14 protein-coding genes are annotated in these 17,990 nt (G+C 68.5%); 1 reads left to right on the plus strand and 13 read right to left on the minus strand.

From position 1 onward, the window contains the following. Window positions 1-22: 22 nt before the first annotated feature. The 9 genes from AVJ23_RS14430 to AVJ23_RS14470 form a co-directional block, all read right to left on the minus strand. The gene (locus AVJ23_RS14430; RefSeq protein ID WP_058862916.1) at window positions 23-1,045 is read right to left on the minus strand and encodes an ABC transporter ATP-binding protein; all 1,023 of its coding nucleotides are present in this window, start codon (window positions 1,043-1,045) and stop codon (window positions 23-25) included. After that, window positions 1,042-2,955, minus strand: coding sequence for a dipeptide/oligopeptide/nickel ABC transporter permease/ATP-binding protein (locus AVJ23_RS14435; protein WP_058862917.1), 1,914 nt, complete (start codon window positions 2,953-2,955; stop codon window positions 1,042-1,044). The genes AVJ23_RS14430 and AVJ23_RS14435 overlap by 4 nt, the downstream gene beginning before the upstream one ends. Beyond that, complete coding sequence (locus AVJ23_RS14440) at window positions 2,952-3,917, minus strand: ABC transporter permease (RefSeq protein WP_058862918.1); 966 nt, start codon at window positions 3,915-3,917, stop codon at window positions 2,952-2,954. The genes AVJ23_RS14435 and AVJ23_RS14440 overlap by 4 nt, the downstream gene beginning before the upstream one ends. Before the next feature lie 50 nt (window positions 3,918-3,967). Then, window positions 3,968-5,539, minus strand: a complete 1,572-nt coding sequence (locus AVJ23_RS14445) for an ABC transporter substrate-binding protein (protein ID WP_058862919.1) — start codon at window positions 5,537-5,539, stop codon at window positions 3,968-3,970. Between the two features lie 59 nt (window positions 5,540-5,598). Then, window positions 5,599-6,528, minus strand: a complete 930-nt coding sequence (locus tag AVJ23_RS14450; protein ID WP_058862920.1) for a 2-hydroxyacid dehydrogenase — start codon at window positions 6,526-6,528, stop codon at window positions 5,599-5,601. A 312-nt stretch (window positions 6,529-6,840) separates the two neighbouring features. Next, window positions 6,841-8,424 (minus strand): DUF885 family protein, encoded by a 1,584-nt coding sequence (locus tag AVJ23_RS14455; RefSeq protein ID WP_058862921.1) that lies wholly within the window; start codon window positions 8,422-8,424, stop codon window positions 6,841-6,843. Further along, window positions 8,421-9,530, minus strand: coding sequence for a Gfo/Idh/MocA family protein (locus tag AVJ23_RS14460; RefSeq protein WP_058862922.1), 1,110 nt, complete (start codon window positions 9,528-9,530; stop codon window positions 8,421-8,423). Before AVJ23_RS14460 ends, AVJ23_RS14455 begins: the two co-directional genes overlap by 4 nt. After that, the gene (locus AVJ23_RS14465) at window positions 9,527-10,609 is read right to left on the minus strand and encodes a ketopantoate reductase family protein (protein ID WP_058862923.1); all 1,083 of its coding nucleotides are present in this window, start codon (window positions 10,607-10,609) and stop codon (window positions 9,527-9,529) included. The genes AVJ23_RS14460 and AVJ23_RS14465 overlap by 4 nt, the downstream gene beginning before the upstream one ends. A gap of 14 nt (window positions 10,610-10,623) precedes the next feature. Beyond that, window positions 10,624-11,802 carry a hypothetical protein gene (locus AVJ23_RS14470; RefSeq protein WP_205626864.1) on the minus strand — a complete coding sequence of 393 codons (1,179 nt, stop codon included), beginning with the start codon at window positions 11,800-11,802 and terminating at the stop codon, window positions 10,624-10,626. Between the two features lie 115 nt (window positions 11,803-11,917). Between AVJ23_RS14470 and gcvA the strand changes: the two genes are divergently transcribed. Further along, a complete protein-coding gene (gene gcvA / locus AVJ23_RS14475) occupies window positions 11,918-12,802 on the plus strand; it encodes a transcriptional regulator GcvA (RefSeq protein WP_058862925.1) in 885 nt (294 codons plus the stop codon). Here gcvA and AVJ23_RS14480 read toward each other — a convergent pair. The 4 genes from AVJ23_RS14480 to AVJ23_RS14495 form a co-directional block, all read right to left on the minus strand. Further along, window positions 12,786-14,024 carry an aminotransferase class I/II-fold pyridoxal phosphate-dependent enzyme gene (locus AVJ23_RS14480; protein WP_058862926.1) on the minus strand — a complete coding sequence of 413 codons (1,239 nt, stop codon included), beginning with the start codon at window positions 14,022-14,024 and terminating at the stop codon, window positions 12,786-12,788. The genes gcvA and AVJ23_RS14480 overlap by 17 nt on opposite strands. 146 nt (window positions 14,025-14,170) lie before the next feature. Then, window positions 14,171-15,670 carry a glycerol kinase GlpK gene (gene glpK / locus AVJ23_RS14485; protein ID WP_058862927.1) on the minus strand — a complete coding sequence of 500 codons (1,500 nt, stop codon included), beginning with the start codon at window positions 15,668-15,670 and terminating at the stop codon, window positions 14,171-14,173. A 115-nt stretch (window positions 15,671-15,785) separates the two neighbouring features. Continuing rightward, window positions 15,786-17,498, minus strand: a complete 1,713-nt coding sequence (locus tag AVJ23_RS14490) for an ABC transporter substrate-binding protein (RefSeq protein WP_058862928.1) — start codon at window positions 17,496-17,498, stop codon at window positions 15,786-15,788. Window positions 17,499-17,584: 86 nt separating this feature from the next. Then, entirely contained in the window at window positions 17,585-17,857 is a 273-nt protein-coding gene (locus AVJ23_RS14495) for a DUF2160 domain-containing protein (protein WP_058862929.1), read from the minus strand. Between the last annotated feature and the right edge of the window lie 133 nt (window positions 17,858-17,990).

Raw genomic sequence — 17,990 nt, forward strand, 5'->3', positions numbered from 1 at the left:
GTGGGTCGGTCCTTCTTTGGCGTCAGGCGGGCACGGCAAGCCCGTGGCGCCCGACCTCTTCGGCAAAATGGCAGGCGGCCACCTGCCCCGCGCCGACCGGCGCCAGGGCGGGGGCCGTCTCGCGGCAAACGGGCTGCGCCAGCGGGCAGCGCGGGTGAAAGCGGCAGCCCGAGGGCAGACCCGCCTGCGAGGCGGCGTCGCCCGGCAGGCGGATGCGCGTGCGGCGGGTCTTGCCGGCGCGGTGCTCCGGCGCGGCCCGGATCAGCAGCCGCGTATAGGGATGGGCGGCGCCGGTGACCAGCGTCTCGACCGGTCCTTCCTCGAGCACGGCGCCCAGGTACATCACCGCGATCCGGTCGGCCATGTAGCGCGCCACGGACAGGTCATGCGTGATGTAGAGATAGGTCACCCCGGTGTCGCGCTGCAGCCCGCGCATCAGGTTCATCACGCCCGAGCGGATCGACACGTCCAGCATCGAGACCGGCTCGTCCGCGATCACCACGCGCGGCTTGATGATCAGCGCGCGCGCGATGGCGATTCGCTGCAGCTGGCCGCCGGACAGTTCCGACGGAAAGGCATCGGCAAAGCTGGCCGCGGGGCGCAGTTCGACCGCCTCCAGCATCTCCAGCACCGCGGCGCGCAGCCCCGTGCGCGGCACCAGCCGGTGCAGCGTCAGCGGCTCGGCCAGCGACTGGCCCACCGTCATGCGCGGGTTGAGCGCATCATAGGGGTTCTGGAAGATCATCTGCACCTTGGCGCGGAACGCCTTGAGCGCGGCGCCGGTCAGCCCGGTCACATCCCTGCCCTCGAACAGCACCCGCCCCGCGGTGGGCCGTTCCTGCAGCGTGGCGATGCGCCCCGCCGTGGTCTTGCCCGAGCCGCTTTCCCCCACTACGGCGAGCGTCTGGCCGGGATGGAGCTTCAGGGTGACGTCATCGGCGGCGATCACCGGCGGGTCGGCGCGGCCGGTCAGCCGGGCGAGGATGCCGGGATCGGTGTTGTAGACCATGCGCAGCGTGTCGAGTTCGAGGATCGGCTGGGTCATGCCCGCACCTCTCTTGGTTCGGCGGCAAAGCTGGTGGCGTAGTGGCATTCCGAGATGTGCCCGTCGCCCAGCGGGACGGCGGGGGGCACCTTGGCGCGGCACAGGTCGGTGGCCGCCGGGCAGGCATGGGCAAAGCGGCAGCCCTGCGCCGCGGCCACGGCGGCGCTGTCGGTGGCGGGCAGGCTTTCCAGCTCTTCCAGCGGGCCGGTCAGGCTGGGCAGCGCGCCGATCAGCGTGCGGGTATAGGGATGCGCGGGGTTGTCGAAGATCTGCCGCGTGGGCGCGATCTCGACGATGCGGCCGGCATACATCACCGCCACCACGTCGCAGCTTTCGGCCACGGCGCCCATGTCATGCGAGACGAGGATCAGCGACAGGTTCAGCCGCGCGCGCAGATCGGCGATCTCGCCCAGGATCTGGTCCTGGATCAGCATGTCCAGCGCGGTTGTGGGCTCGTCGGCGATGACCAGCTCGGGCTCCAAGATCAGGCTGAGCGCGATCATCGCGCGCTGCCGCATCCCCCCGGACAGCTGGTGCGGATAGGCGTTCATCCGGCTGCGCGGGATGCCGATCAGGCCGAACACCTCGCCGATGCGGGCCGTGGCCTCGGCGCGGGTGATGCCGGGGCGGTGCAGGCGCAGCGCATCGGTCATCTGGCGGCGCACCGTGGTGACCGGGTTGAGCGCGTTCATCGCGCTCTGGAAGATCGTGGCGATGCGCGTCCAGCGCAGCGCGTCGATGCGCGCGCGGCCCTTCTCGACCACGCCTTTCCCGTCCAGAACTATGGCGCGCCCGTCATAGCGGATGGTGCCGCCGGTCAGCGCCGCATTGTTAGGCATGGTCTGCAGCAGGGCCGAGCCGAGGCTGGACTTGCCGCAGCCGGATTCGCCCACGATCCCCAGCGCCTCGCCGCGCCGCAGGGTGAAGGACACCCCGTCCACCGCCGCGATCCGCCGCGCGCCGACGCTGTAGACCAGCCGCAGGTCCTCGACCTCCAGGATCGGGGTGTCCGTGGTGGCCGCGGGCTCGTTCGCGGGCGGGGCCACGGTGGGGCGCTTCTTCGGCGCGCCGCCGCGGGTCCGCAGCTGCGGGTTCATGGCAAAGGTGATACTGTCGCCCAAGAGGTTCAGGCTGGCCACCAGCAGCAGCAAGGCCACGCCCGGCGCGATGGACATCCAGGGCGCCAGCCGCAGGTGGCGCTGACCCTCGAAGATCATGCCGCCCCAGCTGACAAGGTTCTGATCGCCGAGGCCGAGAAAGCTCAAACCCGCCTCGGTCAGGATCGCCATGCCCATCAGGATCGTGCCGTCGGTGATGATCGGGGCGATGCCGTTGGGGATGACATGGCGCAGGATCACCAGCCAGTGCGGCGCGCCCGCGGCCAGCGCCGCCTGCACGTAGACCCGCGATTTCAGCGTCAGCACCTGGCTGCGCATCAACCGGGCCGAACGTGGCCATGTGGTCAGCGCAATGGCGATGATGGTCAGCGGCAGGCTGGCGCCGAACAGCGCGACGATCAGCAGGATCAGGAAGAAGGTCGGGATCAGCAGGAAGATGTCGAAGACCCGGCTGAGCAGCCCGTCGACCCAGCCGCCGAAATAGCCCGCCACCGCGCCCAGCACCGAACCGATCAGGATCGACAGCAGCGCCGCCCCGATCGCCACCATCAGCGCCACCCGCGCGCCCCAGACCACGCGGGCAAAGATGTCGCGGCCGAAATTGTCGGTGCCCAGCCAATGCTCGGCGCTGGGGGGCTGGTAGAGGGCGAACTCCATCTCGGCCGGGTCGGGCAGGCCCAGAACGGGCGCCAACAACGCAGCGGCGGTGATGATCGCCAACACCACGAGGCTGAGCGCGCCGGGCACGCTGCGCAGCGTGCCGCGAAGGGTCTTGGTCAGGGTCGGTGTCATAGGCGCACCCGCGGATCAAGAGCGGCATAGACGAGGTCGGTCAGCAGCGCCGCCAGCATCACCGTGAAGGACATGATCAGGAAGGCCCCCATGATGACGGGCGTGTCGCGCGACAGGATCGCCTCGTAGATCAACCGCCCCAGCCCCGGCCAGCTGAACACCGTCTCGGTCAGCACCGCGCCGGTCAGCAGCAAGCCCAGCTCCAGCCCCAGCACGGTGACGATGGGCAGCATCGCGTTGCGCAGGGCAAAGCGCGTCATCACCCGCCGCTCGGGAAAGCCGATGGCGCGGGCGGTGGTGACATAGGGCTCGGCCAGCGTCTCGGACACCGCGGCGCGCGACAGGCGCACGTACTGGCCCAGCCAGATCGCGGCCAGCGAAAGAACCGGCAGCACCATGTGCCGCGCCACGTCCAGCGCATAGCCGATCCCCTCGCGCGGGCCCGCGATCGAGGCCATGCCGCTGGAGGGCAGCCAGCGCAGGGTGACGGCAAAGAGCAGGATCAGCATCAGCCCCAGCCAGAAGACGGGGATGGAGAAGAGCGAGATCGACAGCGTGGTGACGGCCGTGTCCAGCGCCGAGCCGGGCCGGCGGGCCATCACCGCGCCGATCGCCACGCCCAGCACCGAGGCCAGCACCAGCGCCGTGCCGGCCAGCAGCAGCGTTGCCGGGATGCGTTCGGCGATGATGCCGATCACCGGCTCGCGCGTGCGGAAGGACAGCCCCAGGTCGCCCTGCAAAAGCTGGCCGATATAGGCGCCCAGCTGCTGGTAGAGCGGCAGGTTCAGCCCGTAGCGTTCGCGCACCTGCTCCATGTATTCGGGGTCGGCCCCCTCGCCCGCCAGCAGGATCGAGACGTCACCGGGGGCCATGTGGATCAGCGCAAAGTTGATGACCACGATGAACAAGGCGATCGGAAACATTTGCAGCAGCCGGTAGAAGAGGTAGCGCAGGAGTTTCATGGTCGATCGCCTCGTCCTGTGTTGCGTGGGTCCGGTCGGTCCGGCTCAGGTCACTCGGCGTCGTCGGGGCCCGAGACGCCGTAGACGCCGAACCAGCTGATCGACTTGTTGAAGCCGCCCGGCATCACCGCGAACCCGGTCCAGCCCGGCCGCACGAGGCTCATCTTCTGCTCTTCGAAGACATTGATATAGGGCATGTCGCGCACCACGATCTCCTGGATGCGGCCATACATCTCCTTGCGGGTCTCCTCGTCGCGGATCGTGTTGGCCTCGGCGGCCAGCTGATCCAGCTCGGCATCCGAGTAGCTCATGAAGTTGCGCGCGCCATCGGTCGAGAAATGCTCGCGGTAGGCGTCCGGGTCGGGCCCGTAGCGGCCGAAATAGCACGAGATGTCGAACTGCTTTTCCTGGATGCGGCTGAACCATGTGGACTGGTCGAACCGGTCCAGCTCCGCCTCGATGCCCACGTCGCGCAGCTGGCGCACGAGGATCTCGGTGATCGCCGAGCAGTCCGAGATGTTCGGGCCCGTCACCTTGACCGAGAAGCGCCAGCCATCCTCGCCGCGCGGAAAGCCGGCCTCGTCCAGCAGCGCCTCGGCCTTTTCGGCATCATGCTCGGGGAAACGCGCGTCCTCGTTGATCCATTTCTGCAGGCTGCTGACGCCCGCGTAATAGCCCGGCGTCCAGGAGTTGTTGAAGGCCAGCCGGTTCATCTGCTCGCGGTCCATGGCATAGGCGATGGCCTCGCGCACCTTGGGGTTCCCCAGCGCCTCGTGGTTGAGGTTCAGCTGCAGGTCGCGGCTGAAATGCGAGGGCGTGTAGACCACGTTGATGTCGGGATCGGCCTCGAAGATCGGCGCCTCGGCCAGCGGCGGGGCGTAGTTGAACGGCAGGTAGGGGAACTGGCCGGCCTCGAACTCGGCCCGCGCCACATTGGCATCGGGGATGGTGCGGAAGATCAGCGTGTCCACCGCGGGCGGGCCGCGGAAGTAATCCTCGTTCGCCTCCAGCACCACGGCGGTGCCGCGATCCCAGCGCACGAACTTGAACGGGCCCGAGCCCACAGGCTCGTTCACGTAGGGCCCGGTGTCGAACCCGTCCTGGTCGGCCCAGAGGTGCTCGGGATAGATCTTGCCGGTCCATTGCGCGCCCTGCGCCATCATCGGCAGGAAGGCCATGTTGGGCTTGTTCAGCGTGATGACCACCGTGTCGTCATCCGGCGTTTCGATGGATTTCACGTCGCGCAGGAAGGAGGAGAAGGTATAGCCCTTTTCCATGATCCGCTCGTAGGTGAACTTGACGTCCTCCGAGGTCACGTCCTCGCCGTCATGCCAGCGCGCATCGGTGTTGAGGTGGAAGGTATAGGTGGTCGCGTCTTCGGACACCTCCCAGCTGTCGGCCAGGTCGCCATAGGCGGCCACGCCCTCGACGATGCCCCAGTCCATCACCACGAGGTGGCTGTAGATGTTCGAGGTCGGCCCGTGCCCGCCGGTATCCGAGGACGGCGCCGGCGTCAGCGTGCGGGGCTCGTCCTGTTGCGGCATGATCAGCGTGGTCTCGGCCAGCGCCAGCGCGGGGGCCAGCACGGCCGTCGCGAGGATCGTGGATGTCCAAAGTCTCATGGTGCCGTCGTCCTTTCTTTACCCTGTTGGAGGTCTGCGGTCTTGTCGGTCTTGTCGTCTCAGTAGCCGCGCGCGGGATCGGCGATCTCGGTGATGGGATCGCCGTTCATGTGGCGGCGGATGTTCTCGGCCATGATGCGCACGGCCGAGCCGGGCTGCGTCGGCGCGGCGACATGTGGCGTCACCAGGATGCCGGGATGGGTCCAGAGCGGATCCTCGGGCGGCAGCGGCTCGGTGCGGAACACGTCCAGCGCGGCGGCGCCGATCTGGCCGCTGTCCAGCGCGGCGATCAGGTCGGCATCGACCAGGTGCTGGCCGCGCCCGGCGCTGGCCACCAGCCCGCCCCGGTTCATCCGGGCAAAGAGCGCCGCATCCAGCACGTCGCGCGTGGCGTCGGTCAGGGGCAGCAGGTTGACGACGGCATCGGCGCCGGTGGTGGCCTCGACCAGCCCCTCGGGGCCGGCAAAGGCGCGGGCGCCCTCGACGGCGCGGCCCGTGCGGCTCCAGACCCGCGTGTCGAAACCGATCGCGGCCAGCAGGCGGGCGACACGGCTGCCAAGCGCACCGGCGCCCAGCACCGTCACCACGCGGTCGCGCGACAGCACCTCGGTGCGGCGGGTCCACTCGGTATCGGCACGGTAGAGCGGCAGGTTGCGGTGCCAGGACAGCACCACCGCAAGGCACCAGTCCGACATGCCCTCGGTCATGGCCGGGTCGACCAGCCGGACGATGGGCACGCCCTCGGGCACCTCTCCGGGCGCCAGCAGATGCTCGATCCCGGCATTGAGGCTCAGCACCAGTTCCAGCCCGGGCACCGCGGCGATGGTGCCGGGATCGGGCTTGCCGGCCACCACGTAGGGCACGGGCGTGCCGTCCAGCGCCGCCGGGTCGGTCAGGATCTCGGCCTGCGGGAATTCCTGCCGGAAGCCCTGGGCCAGGGCCTCGGGCTTGCCCTTGGAGGCGATGAGGATGCGGATCTGCTCTGTCATGACACCGAGGCTATTGAAGGAGGGTGAGGGAACAACGTGCCAAATTCTCGGACTGGCAGTGCGAAAAACTCATGTTGCGCACGGCCTGGCCCGGTTCGGGCGCATGCGCCGCGCGGGGTATGCCCCGGGCCGGGACACGCGCGGGCGGGCGGGTTTGCGCAGCGCCGCAAAAACCGGCGAAATGCATGGAAAACACGCCTGGAATCGTCCCCCTCGTTGCCCGTAGCCCGGCCATGGCGGCGGCGCGCGGCGGCGTGGCGGGCGCGGCCTGCGCCCTGCCCCCGGGTTCGGGATCGCATGCCGAAAAACTCATCATGCCAGCTCTCCGGCGGCTTGCATCTCGGCCTCGACCAGGTGCAGCGGCACATGGCCCTGCGACAGCAGCCGGTCGTGGAACGCCTGCGTGCTGCCGGTCCAGCGGCGGCGCAGCGCGCGGATCCCCTCGACCCCCAGCCAGTAGGTCGCGCGCGAGGCCGGGAACATGGAGTTGCGCACCACCTCGCCATGCACGCGCGCCGGCGCAAAGCCGGCCTCTTCGGCGTAAAAGCGTTCGCACTCGGCCATCGACCAATGCCCCATGTGCAGGTTCAGGTCGACCAGCACCGAGGCGGCGTTGCGCCGTTCGAAGGATTTCAGCAGCAGCGTCTCGGTCGGGGTATAGAAGCCGCGGGCCTCCATCATCAGGTCCTCGACATGGCAGGCCCAGCCCTCGACCAGCGTCAGCGCCCCCTGGAAGGCCAGCCCCATGCTGCAATCGGTGGCCGCGATCCGGCCCAGCCGCGACGGCGCCTGCCGCGCGCGGGCGTTCTGCGTGTGATGCCCGACCGAGCCGTGATGGACCGCGTGGATCGCCTTGACCATGGCGGTGCTGTGGGCCGACAGCTCCGCCCCCGGCATCACCCAGTAGACGCTGCCCTGCCCCGGGTTCAGGCCCGGTGGCGAGCGGTAGAACAGGAAGTAGAGCGGCCCGGCCACGCGGTGGAAACAGGGCGGCAGCAGGCGATAGTCCAGCCCGTAGGCGCGGTCGGGCGTGACCAGCCCGTGGCTCTCGGCGGCGCTGCGCGCCGCGGCATCCCAGTGGCGATAGCTGTCGGGCACTTCGTCAAGGCTCTCGGGATGAATCTGCGACAGCGCGGCGATCTGCGCTTGCCAGGGCGTGTCGGGGTCGATGGCGCGGGCCATCTCCTCCAGCTCGGTGCCGCAGCGGTCGAAGGCCGCGCGTGCCGCCGCCAGCGGGTCCTCCGGTGACAGGGACAGCCCGTGCAGCTCCTTCATCACCAGCGTAAGATGCGCGGCGCCGCAGGCCGGGTCGGCATCCGGCAGCCCGTCCAGCGAAGTCGCGAAGCGCTCGAACGCCTCGGCGGCGGCGATGGCGGGCGCGGCCCAGGCATCCTGCCAGCCCTCGTGCAGGGCCATGTCCTCGCGCAGGAACAGCGCCAGCGCCGCGGACTCGTCCCGCGCGCGGCCGACCCAGCCGGCGGGCACGGGGCGGTCGCCGATCAGGGCGCGCCCGGCATCGAGGAAGCCGGGGATCGCGGCCAGCCGCGCGGCAATCGCCTCGCCCCGCCAGGGCGCCGATTGCGGCAGCAGCAGCGAGATCACCCCGAACCCGGCCTCGCCCGTCAGCCAGGCGGGGTTGTGCTGGCGCGGCCGCTCCTTCTGGCGGGCCTGCTCGACGCGCAGCTCGGTGCCGATCATCGCGCGGTCATGCGGATGGGCCTCGCTGTCCTGCGCGGTCCAGTCCAGCAGGATGCGGATCTCGTCCAGCTCGGCCTCGATGCAGCCCGGGCCCAAGGGCGGCAGCCGGTGGTCATGCCCCTCGGCGCCCATGAAGGTGGCATCCACCGGGCGCCACTTGAACCGGTGCGCCAGGTAGTCGTCCACCAGCCCGGTCACGTGTCCAGCTCCACCCAGCGGCGTTCGCGATGCGCCAGGATCATGGCATCGACGATCTGCTGGCTCTTGGCGCCATCGAAGAAGGTGCAGTCCTGCGGGCGATCCTGCAGGATCTCGTCGACGAAATGACGCACGAGGTTGCGGTAGTAGAGCTCGGGCCAGGGCGTGGCCAGCGTGGTGCCGGGCGGCAGCGCGGCCTCGGTCAACTCGAAGGGCACGAATTCCACCGCGTCCGGGCGGGCATGCATCAGCGTCTCGGCCACGTCGAATTCCGAGACCAGCCGCGCGATCGCCGCGCCTTTCGAGCCGTAGACCCGGATCTCGACGCCGGGGTAGTTGCCCACGGTGACATAGCTGGTCTGCAGCGTGCCGATCGTGCCGCGGGCGAACTCCACCAGCCCGACCGTGCCGTCGTCGATCATGATCTTCTGGCGGCCCTCTTCCCCGCGCACAACCCGTTCGGGGACGAAGTTGCGCATGGTCGAGGCCACGGCCGAGACCTCGCCCCCCAGCCAGCGCATCAGGTCGATCAGGTGCGAGCCGTAGCCCACGATCGAGGCCGGGATGAGCTGGTTGCGATCGGCATCGGGCGGCACCTGGCGCAGCGGCTCGTCGGGGTGCAGCCATTGCTGGTTCTGCTCGAACCCGTTGATGTGGAAGATCTCGCCCAGCGTGCCGTCCTCGATCCATTCCTTGAGCTGCCGGATCGCGGGAGAGTAGCGGAAGGTGAAGCCCAGCTTGGTACGCACGCCCTGCGCGTCCGCGCGGACGGCGGCGTCGAAGGCGGGCCCAGCCTCGGTGTGCAGGGGCTTTTCCGACAGCACGTGCTTGCCGGCGGCGATCGCCGCCAGGCTCAGCGGCAGGTGCGTGTGGGTGGGCGTGCAGACATCGACCATCTGCACCTCGGGATCGGCGATCATCGCGTCGGCATCGGTATAGACCTTGCGCGCGCCGAACTCTTCGGCCGCGGCACGGGCCCGGCCCTCGTCCACGTCGCAGACCGCGACCAGATCGACCTGCGGATGCGCCACGTAGCCCGGCAGATGCGCCTTGTTGGCCCAGGCATGGGTGCCGATCACGCCGACGCCGAGTTTATCGCCGCTCATGGCAGGGCCTTCCCGCACGCGGCCACATAGGCCTCGAGCTCGTCGTAATTGTGAAAGCCCAGCTCGCGCTTGCCGTCCTCGATCTCGTAGATCATGTCGAAGAGCTTGGCGTTCAGCCGCGTATCGGCGCCGGCCGCGCGGCCGTACTCGATCAGCTTGCCCGAGGAGGAGCGCGTCTCGGAGGGGCGCTTGCGATAGACGATGTCCCACCAGATGCCCGAGCCCTTCTTCTTGAAGTCGTGGCTGGGCTTGGTCTCCTGGTCCTTCTTGAGCAGCCAGATCGCGTGGTTGATGTTGTCCAAGAGCTTGCGGGTGTCATCGGCCGTCTTCACCCGGTAATTGGCCGGGTCGAAGAAATCGAAGGCCTGCACGTCGATGCCGCTGGCATCGGCGATCTCCAGCGCCTCCTTCACGATGGCGCCGGCGATGCGGGCATAGCGTTCCACGCCCAGCGTGTTGCGGATGCGGTCATCGACCAGCGCCGAGAACACGACCTGGCTGGCATAGACCTCCTTGGCCCAGATCTGGCCCCAGATATTGTCCGACAGCTGCACCTCGGTCAGCGCGCCAAGCGCTTCGGCCAGCGTGGTCAGGCGTTCGGTGGTGCTGCCATCCATCTCGCCCAGCTGGATCGGGCCCTCGTGGACGTATTCGATATAGCCGGGATCGACCAGCGCGCCGCCGTAATTCGGGATCGCGCCGATCACCATCGCCTTGCCCGGCAGGCCGGCGGCGTCCAGCGCCTCGATCAGCGCGGGTTCGTTGAAGCCGTTCTGGAAGGACACCACCCCGGTCTCGGGCGTCATCAGCGGCACCAGCTGCTGCACCGCCTCGACCGCGTGCTGCGACTTGGTGGCGATCAGCACCATGTCCAGCGGCGCCTGCAACTCATGCGGGTGCTTGGCCGTGACCGGGATCGTCATCTCGCCGCGCACGCCGTCGATGAACAGCCCCTTGGCCTTCATCGCCTCGACATGGTCCGCCCAGCGGTCGGTCAGGGTGACATCGTGACCGGCACGGGACATGTACGCACCGGCGAGCCCGCCGATGGCGCCGGCGCCAACTATCGTGATTTTCATGTAGTTCTCCGGGGTTAACTCGCCTGGAACATCTCAAGGCTCTGCGGGCTGTGGGCCCGTCCGTACAAATATCGGATGAAGTCGGGGCGATGCGCGTCCGAGACACGCTCGCGGACGCGGCGGACGACCTCGTTGCCGGTCCAGAACGAGGCCGCGAAGGGCCCCTTGAACGGGTGCGCCGCCGAGCGCAGCCGCCCGCGCACCCAGGCGTCCTGTCCCAGCGCGGTCTCGCGCAGGTATTGCACCGTCTGCTCGGCCGGCTGGCCCTCGGCCATGTAGGCCCATGTCGCGCTGGTCTGGCAGGCCGAGCGAAGCCCGCGCAGCTCGGCGGTCAGCGCGTCGTCCTCGTCCTCCATCCAGTCGATCAGGTAGATGCCCTGGTCGCCGATGCCCTCCTGCACGCATCCGGTCACCGCGTTGGCCGAAATCAGCAGCGCATCCACGGTCGAGCGGCCGGCCACCACCTCGGCATGGGCGTAAAGCGCCTGGGTCGCGTGGCCGGGAAAGATATTGTGGCAGATCAGGTGCTTGAGCACGGCGCGTGACAGCAACAGGTCGACGTTCAGATCCACCCGCCGCTCGGCAAAGCCGCATTTTGCCGGGTAGGGCACGTCGCGCACCGGGCAGATCTCCATGGCGAAATCGCCGGTATCGAAGATCATCGCGTCGGTGCGCCGCTTGGCCTCGGCCACCAGCTCGGCCAGGGCCGCGTCCAGCTTGTGATCGGGGATGGCGCGGGCGTCCTCCCAGTTGCGCACCCGGTCGGCCAGCGAGCCGCGCACGAAGCCCAGCCGCGTCAGCAGCCGGTCGATCCGGTCGCGGCAGGCGGCGATCATGCCGGCATCCTCGTGGCCGCGCGAGGCCCCGACGAGGCCCACCACCTTCTGCTCGTAGGTCGGGCTGCCGCCCGAGAACAGCCGCAGCGCCAGCCGGAGCGAGCCGATCATTCCCTCAAGGAATGTGCGCCGCTCGCCGGGGGCGATGCTCTCCAGCGCGGCCTCCAGCTCGGACAGGTCGCGCTTGATGGTGTCCCAGTCGCTATAGCGGCGCGGCGTGACAAGGTCGCCGCCGGTGTAGATCGGGACCAGCCCCTCGCCATCCAGCAGGCTGTGCCCGTCGTTCCGTTCCCGTTCAAGGGCATGCAGCCCCATGGTCACGGCGGTCAGGTCATATGAGATCTTGCTGAGTGTCACGTTCTGTCCCGAAGGCGCCTGCATGGGCGGTTGCGTCGAGGAAAGCATCCTCCGGAATTGACTTTCGGCTCAACCTGCAAAATTCTGCCGCTCGAATGAGTTTTTGGAATGTTCGATGAGCCGATCCCTGCCCTCGCTGAACGCGCTGCGCACCTTCGAGGCGGTGTCGCGCCATGGCAGCTTCACCAGCGCCGCCGAAGAGCTGAACGTGACGCAAAGCGCGGTCAGCCGCATGGTAAAGGGGCTTGAAGAGCATCTTGAGCTGAAGCTGTTCGAGCGCGCCGGCCGGCTGATCAAGCTGACCGAGGACGGGATCTACTACTCGGGCAAGATCTCCAAGGCGATGGACATTCTCGAGGTCGCCTCGCGCGAACTGGTGGACACCCGCGCCGGGCGCGGCACGCTCAGCATCGGGATGCTGCCCACCTTCGGGACGAAATGGCTGCTGCCACGGCTCAGCGCCTTCATGCAGCTCAACCCGGAGCTGACGGTGGACATCTCCAGCAGCGACGGCGATCTCGACTTCTCGACCGAGCGGATCGACGTGGCGATTCGCTTCGGCTATGGCAACTGGCCCGGCGCCCGGGCCGAGCCGCTGATGTCCGAGGAGCTGCAGGTGGTGTGCAGCCCGCGCATCATGGACGGCCCCTACCCGCTGACCGATTACGACCAGCTGCGCCGGCACAGTCTGATCGCGCATTCCTCGCGCCCCGGCACTTGGTCGCACTGGCTGCAGGCGGTGGGGGTCAGCACCGAGGGCTATGACAAGACCCTGCGGCTGGAGCATTTCTACATGGTGCTGCAGGCCGCGAAATCGGGGCTGGGGATCGGGCTGCTGCCCAGCTACCTGGCCGCCGACGACATCGCCACCGGCAGCCTCGTGGCGCCCTTCCCGGTGCGGGTGGTCAGCCCGGGCGGCTATTACCTCGTCACGCCTTGGGACAAGACCGACCTGCCCCGCGTGCAGGCCTTCCGCGCCTGGGTCATGGACCAGGTCTGAGGCGCATCCCGTCCAGCACGTCGACCATGCGATCCATCGCCGTGGCCCAGCCGCGCGGCTCGCGTGCATAACAGATGCGGAAATGCCCCGCCGATCCCGGCCCGAACTGGTAGCCGGGGCTGATCAGCATGCCGGCCTCGCGCGCCAGCGCGGTGCCGATCTCGAGATCGCTGCGCCCCAGCGCGCGCACATCTGCCCAGAGATAGGCCGTGCCGTCCTGCGGGTGGAGCGTCATCCAGTCCAGCCCCGACAGCCGCGCAATGGTCTGGCGGCGCAGCGCGCTGAACTGTGCCAACCGGTCGCGCAGCCAGTTTGCGTCGGGCCCCAGCCAGCCGGGCAGCAGGTGCTGGGCATAGGCGGGCGCGCGCAGCGCGGTCACCGACAGCACGTTTTCCACCCCGCGCAGCAGCGTCTCGGGGCCCACGACCACACCCAGCCGGTAGCCCGAGAGCGATTCCGTCTTGCTGGGGCCAAGCAGCGTGGCGGTCAGCTCGAACGCGCCCTCCTCGGCGGCGATATGGGCAAAGGGCGTGTCGTCATGGATCAGCCGGGAATAGAGCTCGTCGGCGACGATCCCCACCCCGTAGCGCACCGCCAGCCGGGCCAGCGCGCGGATGATCTCGGGGCCGTAGACCGCGCCGGTGGGGTTGTTGGGATGCGAGAAGACCAGCTGCGTGGCGCCCCGGTCGCGGAACTCGGTCTCGATCAGGTCCAGATCGGGCACGTATTTGCCATCCTGCAGGATCAGCGGCGCATAGGCGACCTCGGCCCCCAGAAAGCGGAAGATCCGCGCCGTGAACAGGTAGTCGGGATCCATCACCACGACGCGGTCGCCGGGATCGACCCGCGCGGCCAGCACGCAGAACAAGGCCGCCTGCGTGCCCGGCGTCAGCGCGATATTGCGATCGGCCTCGACCGGCACGCCGAGGAAGCTGGAGACATTGGACGCCACCGCGCGCAGCACCCCGGCATGGCCGGAATAGCCGGTATAGGCCAGCGCGCCATCACGCGCCGCCGCGGCGAAACGCTCGAGCGCCCAGTCCGGCGGCGGGAAATGCGCGGTGTCGAAATGGGTGGTGTCGAGATAGCCCTCGGGCGCGGCGGCGAGGATGGCAAGATCCGCCTCGCGGACGCTGGGCGGCGCGATATCCGCGCGCTCGGGCAGTTCCAGCGCCGCGACGCGGGCACTGCGGGCCTTGGGGCTGTGACGGTAGGTGTCCATGATCGGGCCTTCTCCTCGGGGTCTCCTCCCGAAGAGCTACGACCCGGCCCGGCTCGCTCAAACCGCCATAATTGTCCGGCCTGCCCAAGAAAAAGTCATGGATTGGCCCGCTTGTGCGCAGGGGGCCGATAACCTGTCCCGCCCTGTCAGAAGCGCATGGTGGCGTCGACGGCGCGTTGCCAGGCGGCGTATTTGGTGGCGCGGGTGGCCTCGTCCATGGCGGGGGCAAAGCTCTTGTCCAGCGCCCAGGTCTCGGCGAACTCGGCCTGCGCGGGATAGACGCCGGCGCGCTGGCCCGCCAGCCAGGCCGCGCCAAGCGCCGTGGTCTCGAGCACCTTGGGCCGGTCGACTCGCGCGCCGATGATGTCGGCAAGGAACTGCATGGCGAATTCCGAGGCGCTCATCCCGCCATCAACGCGCAGCGTGGCCTTGGCCGAGGCGCCCTCGGCCCCGCCGCCGGCGGCCATGTCGGCCTGCATCGCGGCCAGCAGGTCGCGGGTCTGGTAGCCGACGCTTTCCAGCGCGGCGCGGGCGAACTCCTCGGGGCCCGAGCCGCGGGTCAGCCCGAACACCGCGCCGCGGCAATCGGCGTTCCAATAGGGGGCGCCCAGCCCGGTGAAGGCGGGCACCAGCACGAGGTCCTGTGCCGGGTCGGCCTGTTCGGCCAGCGGCTGCGCCTCGCGCGCGTTGCGGATGATGCGCAGCCCGTCGCGCAGCCATTGCACCACGGCGCCGGCGATGAAGATCGACCCTTCCAGCGCATAGGTCGGCTGGCCGTCCAGCTGGTAGGCGATGGTGGTCAGGAGCCGGTTGGACGAGCGCACCGGCGTCGTCCCGGTATTGATCAGCGCGAAACAGCCCGTGCCATAGGTGGATTTCAGCATGCCCGGCTCGAAACAGGCTTGCCCCACCGTGGCGGCCTGCTGGTCGCCGGCGATGCCCAGGATCGGGATCGGGCGGCCGAAGAGGTCGGGACGCGTCTCGCCGAAATCGGCGGCGCAGTCGCGCACCTCGGGCAGCATCGACATGGGAATGCCCAGCCGGTCGCAGATGGTCTTGGACCAGCGGCCCTTGCGGATGTCGTACAGCATGGTGCGCGCGGCATTGGTGGCGTCGGTGACATGCACCGCGCCGCCGGTCAGGTTCCAGACCAGCCAGGTGTCGACCGTGCCGAAGACCAGTTCGCCGGCCTCGGCCCGGGCGCGTGCGCCCTCGACGTTCTCCAGCAGCCAGGCCAGTTTCGTGCCCGAGAAATACGGGTCGAGCAGCAGGCCGGTGCGGTCGGTCACCGTCTCCTCGAACCCCTCGGCCTTGAGCTTCTGGCACATGGCAGAGGTGCGGCGGTCCTGCCAGACGATGGCGTTGTGGATCGGCTTGCCGGTCTTGCGGTCCCAGACCAGGGTCGTCTCGCGCTGGTTGGTGATGCCGATGGCGGCGATCTGCGCACCGCCGGATTTCTCGATCGCGGCGCGGCAGGTGGCGGCCGTCGTGGCCCAGAGATCGCCCGCGTCATGTTCCACCCAGCCGCTTTGCGGGAAATGCTGGGTGAATTCCTCCTGCGCCGAGGCGACAGCGTTCATCGCACCGTCAAACAGGATGGCACGGGTCGAGGTCGTGCCCTGATCGATGGCCAGGATATGTGTCATGCCCGCGTCTCCTCTTGCGTGGTTGGATGCGTGCCGGATCGGCAGGGGCGTCCGGGCGCGGAAAAGGGGTAACGGCAAGACCGGGGCCCCCGCAAGGGCCCCGGCCGGAAGAGGTTTACTTCCAGGAGGCGATCAGCTCGTCATAGCTGACGGTCTTCGGCTCCTCGTCCTCGTTCTCGAGCGGCGGATAGGGGGCGCCGGGCTGGTCGAACCAGTACTGCGCGTCCCGCTCCTCGTTCATCTTGGGACCGATATCACCCTGGATGCCGGCCCGCTCGAGACGCTCGAGCACGCGCTCCTGGTCTTCGCAGAGCGCATCCAGCGCTTCCTGGGCGGTCTTGGCACCGGACATGGCGTCACCGATGTTCTGCCACCACAGCTGTGCCAGCTTGGGGTAGTCGGGCACGTTGGTGCCGGTGGGCGACCACTGGACACGGGCCGGCGAGCGGTAGAATTCCACCAGGCCGCCCAGCTTGTCGGCGCGCTCGGTGAAGCTGTCATGCTGCACGGTCGACTCGCGGATGAAGGTCAGGCCCACGTGGGACTTCTTCACGTCCACGGTCTTGGAGGTGACGAACTGGGCATAGAGCCAGGCCGCCTGGGCGCGGTCGACCGGGGTCGACTTCATCAGCGTCCACGAACCGGCATCCTGGTATCCGACCTTCTGGCCTTCCTTCCAGTAGACGCCGTGCGGGGACGGCGCCATGCGCCACTTGGGCGTGCCGTCCTCGTTCATCACCGGCAGGCCCGGCTTGACGGTGTCCGCGGTGAAGGCGGTGTACCAGAACATCTGCTGGGCGATGTTGCCCTGCGCCGGGATCGGGCCGGCCTCGGAGAAGGTCATGCCGGCTGCGGCCGGGGGCGTGTACTTCTCCAGCCACTCGATCGCCTTCTCGACGGCATAGACCGCCGCGGGCGAGTTGGTGGCGCCGCCACGGTCGACGCAGGAGCCGACGGGCTGCGAGTTCTCGTTCACCCGGATGCCCCATTCGTCGACCGGCAGGCCGTTGGGTTCACCCGCGTCGCCCATGCCGGCCATGGACATCCAAGCATCGGTGTAGCGCCAGCCAAGGCTGGGGTCCTTCTTGCCGTAATCCATGTTGCCGAAGACTTCGCCCTCGACGCCCATGTGGCTGAGGTCGCGGCCGGTGAAGAACTCGGCGATGTCCTCGTAGGCGGACCAGTTCACCGGCACGCCCAGCTCATAGCCGAACTGCTCCTGGAAATCGGCCTTGTTCTTCTCGTCGTTGAACCAGTCGTAGCGGAACCAGTAGAGGTTCGCGAATTGCTGGGTCGGCAGCTGGTAGACCTTGCCATCCGGGCCGGTGGTGAAGCTGAGCCCGATGAAATCGTCGAGGTCCAGCGTCGGCAGGGTGACGGCGGCGCCCTCGCCCTCGATCCAGTCGGTCAGGTTGCGCACCTGCTGATAGCGCCAGTGCGTGCCGATCAGGTCGCTGTCGTTGATATAGGCGTCGTAGATATTCTCGCCCGACTGCATCTGCGTCTGCAGCTTCTCGACGACGTCGCCCTCGCCGATCAGGTCATGGGTGACCTCGATGCCGGTGATCGCGGTGAAGGCGGGCGCCAGCACCTGCGACTCGTACTCGTGCGTGGTGATCGTCTCGGAGACGACCTTGATGTCCATGCCGCGGAAGGGCTCGGCCGCGTCGATGAAGAACTGCATCTCGGCTTCCTGCTCGGCGCGGGTCAGCGAGGACATGTCCCCGATTTCCGCGTCCAGGAAGGCGCGAGCCGCCTCCATGTCGGCAAAGGCCGGTCCGGCAAGGACCAGCAGCGCCGCCGTGGTTGATCTGAGCTTGAGGTTCATACTTGGTTTCCTCCCGTTTGAACCGTTGAGCGAGGATATGTGATGCGTGCCCGGGTCTCCTCCGTCCCCGGTCACGTTGTCCGGGCCTAGACCCAGCGGAACACCGCCGCGGCATAGACCAGGCAGACGATCAGGGCGTAGGGTTGATGCGCCCCGATGATCCCGAGCCAGGCCAGGTTGATGAAGGCCGAGCCCAGAAGGGTGATGAAGAGCCGGTCGCCGCGCGTGGTCTCGATGCGCAGGATCCCCGTGCGCGGCGTTTCGGGAAACTTGATCGCGAGGATCGTGAAAGTGATCAGCAGCGCCGCGATGACCATGAAGAAGATCGCGGTCGGCCAGGTCCATGCCATCCAGTCCATCGGTCAGACCTCCTGAGGGAAACGGTTGAACGTTGCGGGGTCATCCTCGGGCCTGACCCGAGGACCTCTGGACGTCGCCCCACATCCGGGGCTGCAGAGCCCGCGGAGGACGGACTGCCGCTTCAACCGTGCG

The organism is Pseudoponticoccus marisrubri (assembly GCF_001482405.1).
Lineage (GTDB): Bacteria > Pseudomonadota > Alphaproteobacteria > Rhodobacterales > Rhodobacteraceae > Pseudoponticoccus > Pseudoponticoccus marisrubri.

Excerpts from the sequence above, each read along its gene's own strand:
- AVJ23_RS14430 (WP_058862916.1), bottom strand. The coding sequence starts at position 1,045 with ATGACCCAGCCGATCCTCGAACTCGACACGCTGCGCATGGTCTACAAC.
- AVJ23_RS14435 (WP_058862917.1), bottom strand. The coding sequence starts at position 2,955 with ATGACACCGACCCTGACCAAGACCCTTCGCGGCACGCTGCGCAGCGTG.
- AVJ23_RS14440 (WP_058862918.1), bottom strand. The coding sequence starts at position 3,917 with ATGAAACTCCTGCGCTACCTCTTCTACCGGCTGCTGCAAATGTTTCCG.
- AVJ23_RS14445 (WP_058862919.1), bottom strand. The coding sequence starts at position 5,539 with ATGAGACTTTGGACATCCACGATCCTCGCGACGGCCGTGCTGGCCCCC.
- AVJ23_RS14450 (WP_058862920.1), bottom strand. The coding sequence starts at position 6,528 with ATGACAGAGCAGATCCGCATCCTCATCGCCTCCAAGGGCAAGCCCGAG.
- AVJ23_RS14460 (WP_058862922.1), bottom strand. The coding sequence starts at position 9,530 with ATGAGCGGCGATAAACTCGGCGTCGGCGTGATCGGCACCCATGCCTGG.
- AVJ23_RS14465 (WP_058862923.1), bottom strand. The coding sequence starts at position 10,609 with ATGAAAATCACGATAGTTGGCGCCGGCGCCATCGGCGGGCTCGCCGGT.
- gcvA (WP_058862925.1), top strand. The coding sequence starts at position 11,918 with ATGAGCCGATCCCTGCCCTCGCTGAACGCGCTGCGCACCTTCGAGGCG.
- AVJ23_RS14480 (WP_058862926.1), bottom strand. The coding sequence starts at position 14,024 with ATGGACACCTACCGTCACAGCCCCAAGGCCCGCAGTGCCCGCGTCGCG.
- glpK (WP_058862927.1), bottom strand. The coding sequence starts at position 15,670 with ATGACACATATCCTGGCCATCGATCAGGGCACGACCTCGACCCGTGCC.
- AVJ23_RS14490 (WP_058862928.1), bottom strand. The coding sequence starts at position 17,498 with ATGAACCTCAAGCTCAGATCAACCACGGCGGCGCTGCTGGTCCTTGCC.
- AVJ23_RS14495 (WP_058862929.1), bottom strand. The coding sequence starts at position 17,857 with ATGGACTGGATGGCATGGACCTGGCCGACCGCGATCTTCTTCATGGTC.